The 14110-nt window shown below is 58.0% G+C and carries 17 protein-coding genes; 8 read left to right on the top strand and 9 right to left on the bottom strand.

The genetic code is table 11. The features are described 5' to 3' along the window. Position 1: 1 nt before the first annotated feature. Together B3511_RS16150 and B3511_RS16145 are read right to left on the bottom strand one after the other, a co-directional pair. Positions 2-1159 (bottom strand): MFS transporter, encoded by a 1158-nt coding sequence (locus tag B3511_RS16150; RefSeq protein ID WP_286783789.1) that lies wholly within the window; start codon positions 1157-1159, stop codon positions 2-4. Next, the gene (locus B3511_RS16145; protein WP_286783788.1) at positions 1156-1338 is read right to left on the bottom strand and encodes a hypothetical protein; all 183 of its coding nucleotides are present in this window, start codon (positions 1336-1338) and stop codon (positions 1156-1158) included. The genes B3511_RS16150 and B3511_RS16145 overlap by 4 nt, the downstream gene beginning before the upstream one ends. A gap of 86 nt (positions 1339-1424) precedes the next feature. Between B3511_RS16145 and B3511_RS16140 the strand changes: the two genes are divergently transcribed. Together B3511_RS16140 and B3511_RS16135 are read left to right on the top strand one after the other, a co-directional pair. After that, a complete protein-coding gene (locus B3511_RS16140) occupies positions 1425-2195 on the top strand; it encodes a DeoR/GlpR family DNA-binding transcription regulator (protein WP_286783787.1) in 771 nt (256 codons plus the stop codon). Positions 2196-2257: 62 nt separating this feature from the next. Further along, positions 2258-2866 carry an ATP-dependent Clp protease proteolytic subunit gene (locus tag B3511_RS16135; protein ID WP_040077345.1) on the top strand — a complete coding sequence of 203 codons (609 nt, stop codon included), beginning with the start codon at positions 2258-2260 and terminating at the stop codon, positions 2864-2866. Here B3511_RS16135 and B3511_RS16130 read toward each other — a convergent pair. Continuing rightward, entirely contained in the window at positions 2863-3294 is a 432-nt protein-coding gene (locus B3511_RS16130; RefSeq protein WP_233801828.1) for an IrmA family protein, read from the bottom strand. The two genes, B3511_RS16135 and B3511_RS16130, sit on opposite strands and share 4 nt — an antisense overlap. Before the next feature lie 98 nt (positions 3295-3392). Continuing rightward, positions 3393-3689, bottom strand: a complete 297-nt coding sequence (locus B3511_RS16125) for an SH3 domain-containing protein (RefSeq protein ID WP_286783786.1) — start codon at positions 3687-3689, stop codon at positions 3393-3395. 201 nt (positions 3690-3890) lie between these two features. Between B3511_RS16125 and B3511_RS16120 the strand changes: the two genes are divergently transcribed. Beyond that, positions 3891-5012, top strand: a complete 1122-nt coding sequence (locus tag B3511_RS16120) for a cupin domain-containing protein (RefSeq protein ID WP_286783785.1) — start codon at positions 3891-3893, stop codon at positions 5010-5012. 49 nt (positions 5013-5061) lie between these two features. On the opposite strand, the gene B3511_RS16115 is transcribed toward B3511_RS16120, so the two are convergent. Further along, positions 5062-5247 carry a DUF2767 domain-containing protein gene (locus B3511_RS16115; protein ID WP_286783784.1) on the bottom strand — a complete coding sequence of 62 codons (186 nt, stop codon included), beginning with the start codon at positions 5245-5247 and terminating at the stop codon, positions 5062-5064. Between the two features lie 193 nt (positions 5248-5440). Between B3511_RS16115 and B3511_RS16110 the strand changes: the two genes are divergently transcribed. From B3511_RS16110 to foxA, 3 genes are all read left to right on the top strand, one after another. After that, positions 5441-5674, top strand: a complete 234-nt coding sequence (locus tag B3511_RS16110) for a DUF2171 domain-containing protein (RefSeq protein WP_040077340.1) — start codon at positions 5441-5443, stop codon at positions 5672-5674. 148 nt (positions 5675-5822) lie between these two features. After that, complete coding sequence (locus B3511_RS16105; RefSeq protein ID WP_286783783.1) at positions 5823-6803, top strand: helix-turn-helix domain-containing protein; 981 nt, start codon at positions 5823-5825, stop codon at positions 6801-6803. 121 nt (positions 6804-6924) lie between these two features. Further along, on the top strand, positions 6925-9033 hold the full coding sequence (foxA, locus tag B3511_RS16100) for a ferrioxamine B receptor FoxA (protein WP_286783782.1): 2109 nt from the start codon (positions 6925-6927) through the stop codon (positions 9031-9033). Positions 9034-9070: 37 nt separating this feature from the next. Here the strand turns inward: foxA and B3511_RS16095 are convergent, their stop codons facing one another. Then, positions 9071-10486 (bottom strand): PLP-dependent aminotransferase family protein, encoded by a 1416-nt coding sequence (locus B3511_RS16095; RefSeq protein ID WP_286783781.1) that lies wholly within the window; start codon positions 10484-10486, stop codon positions 9071-9073. Between the two features lie 177 nt (positions 10487-10663). On the opposite strand from B3511_RS16095, the gene B3511_RS16090 reads away from it, so the two are divergent. After that, on the top strand, positions 10664-10855 hold the full coding sequence (locus tag B3511_RS16090; RefSeq protein WP_040077337.1) for a DUF1127 domain-containing protein: 192 nt from the start codon (positions 10664-10666) through the stop codon (positions 10853-10855). Between the two features lie 24 nt (positions 10856-10879). Here the strand turns inward: B3511_RS16090 and B3511_RS16085 are convergent, their stop codons facing one another. Together B3511_RS16085 and B3511_RS16080 are read right to left on the bottom strand one after the other, a co-directional pair. Continuing rightward, the gene (locus B3511_RS16085) at positions 10880-11134 is read right to left on the bottom strand and encodes a DUF4282 domain-containing protein (RefSeq protein ID WP_040078604.1); all 255 of its coding nucleotides are present in this window, start codon (positions 11132-11134) and stop codon (positions 10880-10882) included. Positions 11135-11237: 103 nt separating this feature from the next. Continuing rightward, the gene (locus tag B3511_RS16080; protein WP_286783780.1) at positions 11238-12629 is read right to left on the bottom strand and encodes a PLP-dependent aminotransferase family protein; all 1392 of its coding nucleotides are present in this window, start codon (positions 12627-12629) and stop codon (positions 11238-11240) included. Positions 12630-12731: 102 nt separating this feature from the next. Here B3511_RS16080 and B3511_RS16075 point away from each other — a divergent pair, with 102 nt between their 5' ends. After that, entirely contained in the window at positions 12732-13208 is a 477-nt protein-coding gene (locus B3511_RS16075; protein ID WP_040077335.1) for a carboxymuconolactone decarboxylase family protein, read from the top strand. Here B3511_RS16075 and B3511_RS16070 read toward each other — a convergent pair. Continuing rightward, positions 13198-14097 (bottom strand): LysR family transcriptional regulator, encoded by a 900-nt coding sequence (locus B3511_RS16070; protein ID WP_286783779.1) that lies wholly within the window; start codon positions 14095-14097, stop codon positions 13198-13200. The two genes, B3511_RS16075 and B3511_RS16070, sit on opposite strands and share 11 nt — an antisense overlap. Positions 14098-14110 lie beyond the last annotated feature (13 nt).

Below are 14110 nucleotides of genomic sequence, written 5' to 3'. Positions count from 1 at the left end.
CTTATCCCTCACGTTGCGCGTGTTGACCTGAGGTGACCGTCAGGGAAAGCCCTGCCACGACCAGCATCAGGGCCATAATGATCATAAAGGCCTGAGTTAACGAGGTGGCGTGGGCAACATAGCCAATCACCGCCGGCCCGGCCAGGACGCCGAGATAACCCAGGGTGGTAATGGCTGGCACCGCCACCGACTGCGGCATCCGGTTCTGGCGGCCTACGGCCGAGAACATCACCGGCACAATATTGGCGCAGCCCGCGCCAATCAGCACGTAGCCCAGCAGCGCCAGCTGCCACACCGGCACGAGAGTCACTATCGCGAAGCCGAGGGCCGCGACGAGGGCGCCGCCCACCACCGCACGCGGTGCGCCAATGCGGGCAATGAGCTTATCCCCGGTTAAACGCAGCAGGGTCATCGCCACCGCGAAGCAGGTAAAGCCCAGCCCACCCAGCGACTCCGGTACGCGACGCACTTCAGTCAGGTAGACCGCGCTCCAGTCGAGCACCGTCCCCTCGGCGAGAAAGACCGCGAAGCAGACGGCGCCAATCAGTAACACCACGCCACGCGGTATCGCAAAGGCCGGGCCAGAGGCCGGGTTAGCCCAGGGTAATAACCCTTTCAGGCTGGCGGCGAGCATGATCGCCACGCTCAGAATAATGATCAGGCAGGCGAGCGGCGCGCTGGCCCCGAGCGTCAGCAGCAGAGTCATCGCACCGGCGCCGGCGATACCGCCCACGCTGTACATCCCGTGAAAGCCCGACATCACCGGGCCAGGCGCGTCGCGCTCAACGATAATGGCCTGAATGTTCATCGCGCAGTCGGTTACCCCCACCCCCACGCCAAACAGCAGCAGCGCGGCGGCCAGCAGCGGCGGACTGGCGATCATCGCCAGCAGCGGCGTGGTCAGAATCACCATAGCCAGCGCGGTCACGATCACCTTGCGGCAGCCGTAACGGCTGGTGAGCATCCCGGTAAGCGGCATCGCCACCAGCGCCCCCATCCCCAGGCAGAGCAGCAGGGAACCCAGGGTGGCTTCGTTAACGCCGGTATTGGCTTTGGCATAGGGCACCAGCACCGCCCAGGTGGCGGTGACGTAGCCGGCAATAAAAAAGACGATCCGGGTGGCGAGGCGGTGAACCGGGCCTGTGGTCTGCAAACTCATTTAACATCCTTATTGGGTCGGGGGAGGGCCGGGCTGGCGCTACGTAAAAAAGGGGAGCCGGACGCGTCGCTCCCTACACGCTGTTCGGCGCGGGCACCGGGGGCGGCAGGCTCAAAAAAGAAGCCATCGTGCGGCCTGGTGGCGGGCACTTGTTGACGGTAATCATCATCGCGCTTCATGGTGACGCTCCAGTGATTGACAGGGTGAGCCTCTATGCAACATCATGCTCACTATTGCTTGATTTAAAAAATTAACAAGGCTATTTATGCTCGATTATGCAGCTTTTCCGGAACAACGACAAGATCGGATCCGCCAGATCCTGCAACAACAGGGCAGGGTGGTATGCGCCGAGCTGGCGAAGCAAATGAAGGTCTCTGAGCACACGATTCGCCGGGATTTACACGAACTTAGCAAAGAGGGGATCTGTAAAAAGGTTTACGGCGGCGCGGTATTACAGCTGGCCGACGCGGGCACGTTTATCAGCCGCGAGCAGCAGAATCATGCCAAAAAAGAGCAGATCGCGCAGAAAGCAGCAACCCTGGTGAAGGCGGGAAGCTGCCTCTTTATGGATACGGGTACCACCAATCTGGCGCTGGCCAGAGCCCTTCCGGCCGATCTGGCCCTGACCGTGGTGACCAACTCCCCGGCCATTGCTGCCGAACTGCTGCGCCACCCCCTGTGCGAGGTGATTATCACCGGCGGGCAGATCCAGCGCGCCTCTGGCGGAACGGTGGACAGTACCGCCACGCGCCAAATCCAGAGCATGATCTTCGATCAGGCTTTTATCGGCGGCTGCGCCATGGATCCGGAGATGGGGCTGACCGGCTTCGATTTTGCGGATTGTGCGTTTAAAAAAGCGGTGATCGCCCAGAGCAATCAGACCCTGGTGGCACTCACCACCGATAAAATTCCGGGCGTAGCGCGCTTTGTGGTGGCGACATGCAGCGATATCGACGTGCTGGTGGTGGAGGCGGATCTGGATAGCGACGTCATCGCTGCGTTTGCCGCGCAGGAGGTGCGGATCGTCAGCGCCTGATGCCATGCGACACGAAACGGGCTACACTCAGTTTTTAGCGCTAAAAGCCGAGGAAGAGAGCCATGTATTACGCACAGAATAAAGATCATGATGAGACGACCAAAGAGAACGAAACCGGCAGCAGCGCGCTGATTCAGCAGAAGATGTTGGCGTCACGTTCGATCGTGATCTCCGGGGAGATCAACCAGGCGCTGGCCGAGAAAGTGGTGAGCCAGCTGATCCTGCTGCAAAGCATCAATAACGATCCGATTAAGATCTACATCAACAGCCAGGGCGGCCACGTGGAGGCGGGAGATACCATCCACGACTTCATTAAATTTATCCGCCCGGAAGTGCACGTGATTGGCACCGGCTGGGTCGCCAGCGCGGGGATCACCATCTTCCTCGCTGCTAAAAAAGAGCATCGTTATACCCTGCCCAATACCCGCTTTATGATCCACCAGCCGCTGGGTGGAGTACGTGGGCAGGCAACGGATATCGAGATTGAAGCGCGGGAGATCATCCGCATGCTGGAGCGCGTGAATAAGCTGATTGCCGATGCCACCGGGCAGCCGCTGGAGAAGGTGAAAAAGGACACCGACCGTAACTTCTGGATGTCGCCGTCTGAAGCGCTCGATTACGGCATCGTGGGTAAAATCATTACCCACTTTGATGAGCTGAAGCTGGATTAACCCTGCTTATCCGCCTGCGTATTGATAAGCCTGAAGGGCTTAAAATCGCGGATCTGCAGATCGCTCAGCGGTAGCGGTTGTTTCTGCTGGCCAGAAACCCGCGCCAGGGAGGTGAAGCGTACGGTGAGGTCATCTTCACACACGGCTTCACCTTCCAGAAAGGTCGTCTGATAGCGGGTGGCTTCGGCATCGCCGAAGGCATCCACATTCAGCGTATCGGACGCGATGACCACCCCCTTTGCATTGACCAGCTCGACGCCTATCTCCAGCGGGCCTGTCTCCTCCATGCCGCTATCCAGCATAAAGGTGGCGCTGCACATCCCCTGATTTGCCCAGACGGTGTTTGAGTGCCAGATTTCCAGCGCGCTGGCGGGCGCGGCGGTGACCAGGCAGGCGAGCAAGGCAGGGGCAATCAGTGTTGTTTTCATTGTGTTATCCATAGCAATAAGTCATCCGGGTACGCAGCGGGTAGATGCGGAAGTGTACGACGTTTTAAGCAAAGGGGCTAAAGCGGAATGATAAGGCGCTAGCGCACCTCAAACACCACCGCCATCCACTTCACTTTCGTGTTTTCCGGGAAATCCGGACAGGGATCAAGCCGCGTACAGGCGCCCGCCCAGACAAAGATATTCTCGTCGATACGGTACCAGTGGGGGCTCCCTTCCACCGCATCGCCCACGACCGCAGCGCATACGTCGATACGGCTGCCTGCGGGGAGGTCCAGGGCCACCGGCGCATAGACGGAGGGGGTGCCCAGACGGGCATAAACTGGCATGGTGGTTTTCACACTACCTGTTACGGCGACTTCAGTGACATCACTCATCTCAGACCTCCTGACAACGTAAGCATCTTTAAACGATATAAGCCGTGGTAAACGGGGGCGATAACCATAAAGCGTGAAGCTGTCAGGATGTGTCATGTAAAAGGCTGACACAGAGTTTCGTGCGTCATTGACCCACGACAAGGCAGCCAGCCGCCACCTCTTCCTATAATCAGGCCCGTTTGTCTATCACTGGTGCGACGCATGGCTTACCAACTCAACCTGAACTGGCCGGAATTTTTAGAAAAATACTGGCAGAAACAACCCGTCGTTCTGAAGAACGCTTTCCCCCACTTTATCGACCCGATTACTCCGGATGAACTGGCCGGGCTGGCCATGGAGCCGGAGGTAGACAGCCGTCTGGTGAGCCATAAAGAGGGAAAATGGACCGCCAGTAATGGCCCCTTTGAACACTTCGATGGCTTAGGTGAAACCGGCTGGTCGCTGCTGGCGCAGGCGGTTAACCACTGGCATCTGCCTGCCGCCGAGCTGGTGCAACCGTTTCGCGTGTTGCCGGACTGGCGTCTGGACGACCTGATGATCTCCTTCTCGGTGCCGGGCGGCGGCGTGGGCCCGCATATCGATCAGTACGATGTGTTTATCATCCAGGGGATGGGCAGCCGCCGCTGGCGCGTGGGCGACAAACTGCCGATGCGCCAGTTCTGTCCGCATCCGGCGCTGCTGCATGTCGATCCTTTCGAGCCGATCATTGATGAAGATCTGGCCCCGGGCGATATCCTCTATATTCCGCCGGGCTTCCCGCACGACGGTTTTACTCACGAAACGGCGCTGAACTACTCGGTAGGCTTCCGGGGGCCGAACGGTCGGGATCTGATCAGCAGCTTTGCCGATTACGCCCTGGAGAACGATCTGGGCGGGGAGCACTATAGCGATCCAGATCTGACCTGCCGCGAGCACCCGGGCCGGGTTGAAGCCTATGAACTGGAACGCCTGCGCCAGATGATGATCGAGATGATTAGCCGGCCGGATGATTTTACCCAGTGGTTTGGCAGCTTTATCTCCACGCCACGCCATGAGCTGGACATTGCCGCCGCAGAGCCGCCTTACACCCCGGAAGAGGTGCTGGATGCGCTGCAGGGGGGCGAGACCCTCACCCGTCTCAGCGGGCTGCGCGTACTGAATATCGCCGACCGTTTCTTTATTAACAGTGAACAGCTGGACACCGTCGATGCTAAAGCCGCTGATGTCCTGTGCCGCTATACCGGGTTCGGCAAAAAAGAGCTGGGAGAGGCGCTGCATAACCCGGCCTTTATCGCCGAGCTGACCGGGTTGATTAACCAGGGTTACTGGTACTTCGACGAGTAACCCCACCGGGCGTTTGACACCGGCGGCGCAAGCTGCGCCGCCGCTCAGGTTACACAAGGATATGACACGCCTTCCAGTAACTCAGGAGACGATCGTCATCGTCCTCCTGCTCCGCTTTTCTCCGCATGGCTCGCGCCAGGTTAGCCCGGGAGATCTCCTGGTTTTTTTGTACGACATCGATTACCGCTTCGCCAAGCGCCAGGGATATTTCGGTACGATTCTGCTCAATTACCATATATGTCTCCATGTCGTGTGCGAGTAATTAATTATGCGACATAATCACCTGCCTAAAATATTTATCAGGGAATTCTTATCTTGCTGAGGTGGAATATTGTTTCGAGATGCTAATGGCGCTGTTAATACCGTTTTTATGGTCTACAGTTATTAGCGTGACACAACCCGCATAAACATGATGAGGAGAATTCAGAATGGTAAATAAGAGCGAAATCAAGGATCATGCACAGGTTGTCGCCAGCTGTGGTACCCACGTAGGCGTAGTGGACCATCTCGACGGCGAGCGTATTAAACTGGCAAAAAGCGACCCGGAATCCGGTGGTAAACACCATTACATTCCGCTGGAGTGGGTAGCGAAAGTGGATGATAATAAAGTCGTCCTGACCCAGGATCATAAAGCGGTCTTTGCCGGCTGGCAAGAAGCTTAATTAATACCTCGCACGCCAGTGTGATATTTTAGCCCCGGTTTACTACCGGGGCTTAATATATTTTATAAGCTGTCAAAATCGGCCTGCATTGCCGTTACGTTGAAGGAGTGATACTGTTTTACTTTATTATCTTCCTTCAGGCGCAGGTATGTCGAAAACAACGCTCAAGAGCCCAGGCCCGGTAGGGGGAAAAACATTTTCCGTTGCCGACTTTAACGTCTTTGGCGAGCGCTATGGCATTGACTACCACTTCCCCCTTCTGACCGACGTCAGCGCCAGCGCCAGCCCTGTCCTGCATGGAAACGTGGAAGAGATGGTCTTGCCGTCCGGTATCTCTCTTACCCACTCTGATGTGCGCGTACTGCAACCTTATGAAACCACCTCCCGCCACAGCAGCCCGCTGTATGTCCTGGTGGTGCTGGAAGGGTGCGTGACCCTGCGTCTCAACGATGAGATTTTTAGCCTGAGCCCCGGCATGGCCTTTAGTGCCACGCTCAGTGAACAGCAGGTGATGACGGCCCGCCACGACGCTGATATTACGCTCAAAACGCTCTCTTTTGGTGTCTATCCCCATGAAGCCCTGCGCGAGAGCCTGCTGGCTTCGCTGCTGGAACAGTGGGCGCGCCTGAGCGTGCCGGCTTTCGTCTGGCAGGTGCCTGAGTTCGTCCTGACCGGTATCCAGCATGCTCAGCAGCGTGAACGCAGTTCCCTGTCTCGTCATCTGCTGCTGGAGGGGGTGATGTATCAACTGCTGGGCCATGGCCTGCACCTGCGGGAACAGCAGGGAAGGGTGGGCCAGGCGCCAACGCACGGGGAGCAGGCCCGACTGGAGCAAGTCCGCCGACGCATTGAACAGGCGCCCGAACAGGAATATACCCTCGCAGCCCTGGCTAACCAGGCGGCAATGAGCCCCAGCAGCCTGCGTAGCAAATTCCGCCAGACCTATGGCTGCACGGTGTTCGACTACCTGCGCGACTGCCGCCTGGCGCTGGCGCGTCGCTATCTGCTGGAAGGGCATAGCGTGCAGCAGGCGGCGTGGATGTCCGGCTATCAGCACGCCACCAATTTCGCCACCGCTTTCCGCCGTCGTTACGGCATCTGCCCCGGCAGTGTGCGCAGCGGCTGTTAATCCGCTTTTCTCCCAATCGCAAACGCTTTAAGTGCGTTTTGTCATTGCGCATACATAACCTGGCAGCGCGCATAGCTGTTTGCGAGATGAAAAAGGTAATAATTCTTATTAACAATTAGAAATGCCTTTGGAGATTTTCATGTTCGCTAAATCGCGCTTAGCCCTGCTGGTGGGATGCGTTACCGGCAGCGTTGCTTTCCCTTTACTTGCTCAGGAGACGCCGAAAAACGATACCGTGGTGGTCACCTCGCAAATGCAGAGCGGCGCTACCAAACTGGAGACCCCGGATATCGAAACCCCGCAGGCGGTATCCATTGTCACCCGCGAACAGTTTGAAGAGCAGGGAGCCACCAGCGTGCGTCAGGCGGTGAGCTACACGCCGGGGGTGTACAGCAACCAGATTGGCGCCTCTAACCGCTTCGACTACATCGTGCTGCGTGGTTTCTCCGACGGCAGTCTGGATAACGTCTATCTCGACGGGCTGAAGATGATGGGCGATACCAACTCCCACAGCTCGCTGGTGGTCGACCCCTGGTTCCTTGAAAATATCGAAGTGGTGCGCGGCCCGGCATCGGTGCTGTATGGTCGTTCATCGCCGGGCGGGATTGTCGCCCTCACTTCACGCAAACCCTCCTTCGATACAGGTGGGGAGGTGAAACTCTTCGCCGGGAACAATAACCAGCGCGGGGCGATGTTCGACGTCACCGGTCCCCTGGACGACAACGACCGCGTGGCGGCGCGCCTGAGCGGAATGACCCGCTACGCCGACTCCCAGTTCGATCCGCTGAAAGAGGAGCGTTACGCGCTGATGCCGTCCGTGACCTGGCGGATCACCGATAACACCCGTCTGGATCTGATGGCCTATCTCCACCGCGACCCGGAAGGGGGCAGCCACTCCGGCCTGCCTTATGACGGAACCGTGGTGCCGCACGCCGGCCAGCGCATCTCAAACACCTTCTTCGAGGGTGAAGACGACTACGACAAGTACGACCGCCGCGAGAACATGGTGGGCTACAACGTTGAGCATCTGTTTGATAACGGCTGGACAGTGCGCCAGAAGCTGCGTTATCTGCACACCAAAGTGAAGCTGAATCAGGTCTATGCCTCAGGCTGGCTGAACGATACCGAGCTGAACCGCGGCTACTCCGGCTCCGATGAGAAGATGAACGCCATCACCCTGGATAACCAGGTTGACGGCAGCTTCGATACCTGGGCGCTGAACCACCGCGTATTGATTGGTCTCGACTATCAGGATCGCAGCAACAATACCACCGGCTACTATGGCAGCTTCCCGCCGATCGACGCCTTTAATCCGGTGTATGGCGCGGGCCCGATTGACATCTCCATGTATAGCCAGGAGAAGCATAAGCTGCGTCAGACTGGCTACTACCTGCAGGATCAGATTTCCCTCGATCGCTGGCGCCTGACCCTGGGGGGCCGTTACGACCAGGTGAGCGTGTCGAATATCGATAAGCTGAACAACACCCGCAGCAACCTGGATAAGAACAACTTCAGCAGCCGCGCGGCGTTGCTGTACCTGTTTGATAACGGTGTTGCGCCGTACATTAGCTATTCCACCGCCTTTACCCCAACCAGCTTTGCCGACGAGAACGGCAACGTGCTGGATCCGATGAAGGGCAAGCAGTGGGAAGCGGGTGTGAAGGTGGAGCCGGAGGGGATGAACAGCCAGTTCAGCGCCTCGGTATTCCGCATCAATCAGAAAAATATCGCCACCAAAGAGGAGCCGACCGATCCGTACCGCTCCATCGGCGAGATCGAATCTGAAGGGGTGGAACTGGAAGCGGTAGGGCAGATCACCGACAACCTGCGCCTGCAGGCGGCTTATACCTACACCGATATTCGCTACAAGAAAAGCAGCCCGGAAGAGGAGGGCAAACGCGCGGTCTACGCCCCACGCAATATGGCCAGCACATGGCTGAGCTATGACGTGAAAAGCGGCCCGCTGGATGGCCTGACCCTCGGCTCTGGCGTGCGCTATGTGAATGGCGTCACCAGCGACCGTCTGAACACCCATACCTTACCCTCGTATACGCTGGTGGATATGGCGGTAGGTTACGACTTCTCGAAGCTGGGGTTAAAAGGCTTTAGCGCGCAGCTAAACGTCAATAACCTGACGGATGAAGACTACGTGGCGTCCTGTAACTCACTCTCATATTGCTACTTTGGCGCCGAGCGAAGCATTGTGGGCAGCGTCTCCTGGAAGTTTTAACCGCCTGACGCACCGATCTGAGCCCCAGGGATGGGGCTTACTCCTCCATCGCCATATTCACCGTCTCACCCATCTGCTCGACCGCCATGCGATGCTTCTCGTTCGGCGGCAGGGCGCAATTGATGCGCAGGCAGTTACGGTACTTACCCGACGCCGAAAAGAGCGACCCTGCCGCAATCTGGATATTAAACCGGCTAAGCTCGCGGGCGACGCAGACCATATCCACGTGTTCTGGCAGCTCTACCCACAGCATATAGCTCCCTTTTGGCCGGGTGACGCAGATCCCGCACGGGAAAAATTGCCGCACCCAGCAGGTGTAGGTCTCGATGTTTTGTTGATAAATCTGGCGCATCCGGCGCACGTGGCGATGGTAGTACCCCTCGCGGATAAAGGCGGCCAGCGCCAGCTGGCTTGAGGGGACATTGGTGCCGCTCGCGGCATATTTCATGTGCATCACCCGATCGTAATAGCGACCGGGGGCAATCCAGCCCACGCGCAAGCCTGGGGCCACGGTTTTGGTAAAGGAGTTGCACAGCAGTACCCGGCCATCGATGTCGAGAGAGTGAATCGAGCTGGGGCGCGGGTACTCGTACGCCAGCTCGCCGTATATATCATCTTCAAAAATAACAATATCGTGGCGCTGGGCCAGCGCCAGCAGCTGGCGTTTACGGGCCTCCGGCATGATAAAGCCGAGCGGATTGTTGCAGTTGGGCACCACAATCACCCCTTTGATCGGCCACTGCTCCAGGGCCAGCTCCAGCGCTTCAACGCTGATCCCGGTCCCGGGATCGGTGGGGATCTCGATGGCTTTGATACCGAGTCCCCGCAGCATCTGCATCGTGCCGTAGAACGAGGGAGATTCAAGGGCCACGATATCGCCAGGCTTGCAGATCGTCAGCAGCGCCAGGGAGAGCGCGCTATGGCATCCGCTGGTGATGATCAGATCGTCGGCGGTCACGACCGATCCGGCATCCAGCATCAGCCGTGCGATCTGCTCGCGCAGTTCCCGACGCCCCGGTAGCTCGTCGTAGCTGAGGATCTCGTTGACGTTGTGCTGAACGACCCGGCTCAGCTCTTTCCACAGAGGTTTGAGGGTTGGCTGGCTCAGATCCGGCTGCCCGCCGCCAAACGCCGTGATACCTGTTTTGGTGCGCCCCTCCATCAGGGTCAGTATCTCATCCCAGTGGGTCACCTCTACCGGGCGCTGCACCGGGCGAGACATGGCCGGAACCGGGGGCTGCGCTTTACGGTGGGCAACAAAATAGCCTGAGCGCGGCTGGGGGGTAATCAACTGCAGATTTTCGAGGATCTGGTAGGCCTGCTGCACGGTGCTGATACTGACGCCATGCTCCTGGCTCAGGGCACGCACCGAGGGCAGGCGCTCGCCGCTGCGATACAGCCCTTGTTCAATGCGTTCTGCCAGCAGGTTGGCCAGATGTTGATAGCGCGTCATAGCTGTATCCTTTGTTATCACCATACAGAATTCAATAGCAGTACAGATCGGGGCAAAAATTGCCATTCAGATCCTGTTTTAACGGATCTGTATGTTAAACAAAAGTTATTTTTGAATCTGTATTGTCGGGCGTGAAATCCGTGATGATAACGGCTCTGACAACCTGAGGAGCGCAATATGGAATTCTATGAAAACCGGGCAAAAAGACCGTTCTACCTGTTCATCTGGATGGGAAAGTTGCTCGTCCGCTGGTATCGCATTAACCAGACGCGGCGCATTCTGAACCGGCTGAGTGATGAACATCTGCGGGATATTGGTCTGTCGCGGGCGGATTTGGGACGTTATGGGCAGGATGGCCGGATGAAGTGACATCTCATCCGGCGGGTCACAGCATTACTCGGCGGTAGGTTTACCGGTATTTTCAGCAATGCGGCGCAGGTATTCGTTATTTTTGAACGCGACCATAATCAGTTCAAACGTGACGCGGCAGCCGATCAGGCTAAAGAGCATGCCGAAAAAGCCGGCAATCAGGCTGCCGGTGAACATGGAGTAGAGCCCGCCGATCAGGATGAACAGCATGACGATCCAGTAGAAGAAGACCAGTACGCGCGGTGTGAGCAGGTAGTCAAATCCCAGAAGTTGTTTCATTTTTAATCCTTGATAATGTTTATTTTGCGCGCTGATTATAAAGTCCTTCGCCGTGATGTACAGGCCTGACATCCCCTTAAAATGGTGCGAAATCAGGGGGTTGCTATTTTAAAAGTTCGAGTGTTTGCGCCCTGGGCCGCGAAATTAACGCCACCGCCTCGTCCCAGGAGCGCACGTTGTTATAGCCCATCACCAGGCCGTAGCGCTTGCCCGAGCCGCGATACCACTCCGACAACGCATTCACCTGCAGCTGCTGCTCTTGCCAGCAGCGGGCGATCTCGCGGTCGTTATTGCCTGCGGTGAGGAACGCCACGATGTGCATCCCGCCGTCGTTTTGCTCGGTGAAAAAGCGATCGCCATACACCTCCTGCAACGCCGCGATCATCCAGTCGCGCCGCTGTTGATACAGGGCGCGCATCTTTTTCAGATGGCGGAAGAAATGGCCGTCACTAATAAACGCGGTGAGGATCTTCTGCGTCAGCACCGGCTGACCGCTGGCGACAATATCCGCGCAGTCGGTAAAGGCGGGTACCGTACTGGTGGGCATCACCACGTAACCGAGACGCAGCGAAGGCATCACCGTTTTGCTGAACGTGCCCATAAAGATCACCCGATCGTGTCGATCAAGGCTCTTCAGTGAGGGCAGCACCTTGCGGGTATAGTGAAACTCGCCGTCGTAGTCATCTTCGATGATCCAGGCATCGTTTCGGGTCGCCCAGTCGAGTAACTGCTGCTTGCGCGGCAGCGACAGCGTGACCGCCAGCGGGCTTTGATGCGAGGGGGTGACGATAGCAAAGCGGGCATCCGCATGATGGCGCAGCAGATAATCGGTATCCATGCCCGCGCGATCCACCGGTACGGTATGCAGGTTTGGCACAATACGCTTTAGTAGCTGTTGGCCCATAAAATAGCCCGGATCCTCAAACAGCACCTTATCGCTACGGCTGGCAAGCGTGTCGAGGATCAGACGCAGGCTGCCGCTGTAGCCGCTGGTGATCAGCACCTGTTCGGCGCTGCAGGAGAGTCCCCGGGAGATATTCAGATAGCTGGCAATCGCCTGGCGCAGTGGATACCAGCCCATCACCGGCGGATTCAGCATCTCTTCCTGGCGCATGGCGCGGGTCGCTTGTCCTGCCAGCAGCAACCACTTTTTATAGGGAAAACTGTCCAGCGACGGGATGCCGGGGCGTAAAAAACCGGCCCGTTCGCGCTGGGCAATAAGCGAGGCCGGCAGCGTGCCGGTTACGGCCTCTGACGACGGGGACGGGCTGGCGGGCAGGATCAGATCCGGATTCACCCGCGTACCGCGTGCCCCCTGGCTTACCAGATACCCTTCGCCGCTTAAAATGGCGTAGGCGGTTTCAACGGTTTTACGCGCCACCCTGAGCTCTGCCGCCAGTACGCGGATAGCCGGAACTTTATCGCCAGGTTTCAGGATACCGCGCGTAATATTGTCCCGGTAGCGGGTATAAATCTGCTGATATCCCGGCTTCATGTCCTACCTCTTTTAACGGTTTTTGTATCTTTTGACTATGTCATAAACGGCGTACATTTGCCTCATCGCAATGACTATGCCGTCCCAAAAAGAGGAAAGAAAATGAGCACTCGCGTTAATCATCACACAGCCACACCTGCCCTCAGTAAAGCCCTGTCCGATCTGAGCATGGCGGTGGCCAAAACCTCGCTCGACCCGGCCCTGAAGCATCTGATTGATATTCGTGTTTCACAGCTGAACGGCTGTACGTTCTGTCTGGATATGCACTCGAAGGAGGCGAAAATCGCCGGTGAACGTGAACTGCGCCTTTATCACCTTGCCGCCTGGCGTGAGTCTCCGCTGTTCAACGCCCGCGAAAAAGCGGCGCTGGCCTTTACCGAAGCGCTGACCCAAATCAGCGCCCACGGGGTGAGCGACGCGCTGTACCGCAGCGTGGCGGAGCACTTCTCTGACGTGGAGATTTCCGAACTGAATTTCGCCATCGTGGCCATCAATGCCTGGAACCGCTTAGGCATCACCTCCCGCATGGTGCCCGGCGCGCTGGATGAGGCCTATGGTCTGAAAAAGGCTAACCTGTAACCCCGCGTTCGCGGATCATCGCCACCAGCGCCCGCAATCCCGGCGGGATATGGCGATGACCGGGATAGTAGAGACGCAGCCCGGCGAAAGGCTGCGTCCAGTCGTTTAGGGCGGTGATCAGCTCACCGCGGTTCAGCTCTTGCTGAATATAGAGTTCCGGTAAAAATCCCACCCCCAGCCCTGCTTTTACCGCCCGGATCGAGGCAAACAGATCCGAGGTGGCGAAGCGTGCCGGCACTGCGAGGGCGAGCTGTTCTCCGCGTCGCGCCAACTCCCAGCGATAGATCCCGCCGTGGGCCATGCGCATACCAATCCCCTGATGCCGCAATAGATCGTCCGGCACCCCAGGGGTGCCGTGGCGGGCGAAATAGTCCGGCGTGGCGGTCACCACCTGGCGAATATCGGCGGTAAGGGGGATAGCGATCATGTCCTGGGGAACCGACTCCGCCAGGCGGATGCCGGCATCGTAACCCTCGGCCACGATGTCGATCATTCGCGCTTCACTCACCGTTTCGACCCGCATTTTCGGGTAGCGCTGCATATAGTCAATCAGCAGGGCATCAAGAAACAACGCGCCCACGTTGTTCGGCACGTTCAGGCGCAACGTACCGGCGGGTTCACCGGTATCGCTGTGGATCTCCTCGCTGGCCTGGCGAATTTCCTGTAACGCCGGGCCAATGCGCGCCACATAGCGCTGCCCGGCGTCGGTAAGCGCCACGCTGCGGGTCGTGCGGTTGAAGAGGCGGGTCTGCAGGCGGCTCTCCAGCCCGGCCACCGCATTGCTTACCGCCGTGGCGGACATCCCCAGCTCCTGCGCCGCCGCGCGAAAACTGCCGCGACGGACAACCGCCATCACCACTTCCAGCTCTGTCAGTCCTGAACGATGCATACATTATCCTGAA

The sequence above is a fragment of the Leclercia sp. UBA1284 genome, from assembly GCF_002308415.1.
In the GTDB taxonomy this organism is placed as follows: domain Bacteria; phylum Pseudomonadota; class Gammaproteobacteria; order Enterobacterales; family Enterobacteriaceae; genus Enterobacter; species Enterobacter pneumoniae.
This window is presented reverse-complemented; position numbering and strand designations above follow the sequence as displayed.

What these genes read in the sequence shown, in the direction of transcription:
- B3511_RS16150 (WP_286783789.1), bottom strand. Translation starts at nt 1,159, where the DNA reads ATGAGTTTGCAGACCACAGGCCCGGTTCACCGCCTCGCCACCCGGATC.
- B3511_RS16145 (WP_286783788.1), bottom strand. Translation starts at nt 1,338, where the DNA reads ATGAAGCGCGATGATGATTACCGTCAACAAGTGCCCGCCACCAGGCCG.
- B3511_RS16140 (WP_286783787.1), top strand. Translation starts at nt 1,425, where the DNA reads ATGCTCGATTATGCAGCTTTTCCGGAACAACGACAAGATCGGATCCGC.
- B3511_RS16135 (WP_040077345.1), top strand. Translation starts at nt 2,258, where the DNA reads ATGTATTACGCACAGAATAAAGATCATGATGAGACGACCAAAGAGAAC.
- B3511_RS16130 (WP_233801828.1), bottom strand. Translation starts at nt 3,294, where the DNA reads ATGAAAACAACACTGATTGCCCCTGCCTTGCTCGCCTGCCTGGTCACC.
- B3511_RS16125 (WP_286783786.1), bottom strand. Translation starts at nt 3,689, where the DNA reads ATGAGTGATGTCACTGAAGTCGCCGTAACAGGTAGTGTGAAAACCACC.
- B3511_RS16120 (WP_286783785.1), top strand. Translation starts at nt 3,891, where the DNA reads ATGGCTTACCAACTCAACCTGAACTGGCCGGAATTTTTAGAAAAATAC.
- B3511_RS16115 (WP_286783784.1), bottom strand. Translation starts at nt 5,247, where the DNA reads ATGGTAATTGAGCAGAATCGTACCGAAATATCCCTGGCGCTTGGCGAA.
- B3511_RS16110 (WP_040077340.1), top strand. Translation starts at nt 5,441, where the DNA reads ATGGTAAATAAGAGCGAAATCAAGGATCATGCACAGGTTGTCGCCAGC.
- B3511_RS16105 (WP_286783783.1), top strand. Translation starts at nt 5,823, where the DNA reads ATGTCGAAAACAACGCTCAAGAGCCCAGGCCCGGTAGGGGGAAAAACA.
- foxA (WP_286783782.1), top strand. Translation starts at nt 6,925, where the DNA reads ATGCCTTTGGAGATTTTCATGTTCGCTAAATCGCGCTTAGCCCTGCTG.
- B3511_RS16095 (WP_286783781.1), bottom strand. Translation starts at nt 10,486, where the DNA reads ATGACGCGCTATCAACATCTGGCCAACCTGCTGGCAGAACGCATTGAA.
- B3511_RS16090 (WP_040077337.1), top strand. Translation starts at nt 10,664, where the DNA reads ATGGAATTCTATGAAAACCGGGCAAAAAGACCGTTCTACCTGTTCATC.
- B3511_RS16085 (WP_040078604.1), bottom strand. Translation starts at nt 11,134, where the DNA reads ATGAAACAACTTCTGGGATTTGACTACCTGCTCACACCGCGCGTACTG.
- B3511_RS16080 (WP_286783780.1), bottom strand. Translation starts at nt 12,629, where the DNA reads ATGAAGCCGGGATATCAGCAGATTTATACCCGCTACCGGGACAATATT.
- B3511_RS16075 (WP_040077335.1), top strand. Translation starts at nt 12,732, where the DNA reads ATGAGCACTCGCGTTAATCATCACACAGCCACACCTGCCCTCAGTAAA.
- B3511_RS16070 (WP_286783779.1), bottom strand. Translation starts at nt 14,097, where the DNA reads ATGCATCGTTCAGGACTGACAGAGCTGGAAGTGGTGATGGCGGTTGTC.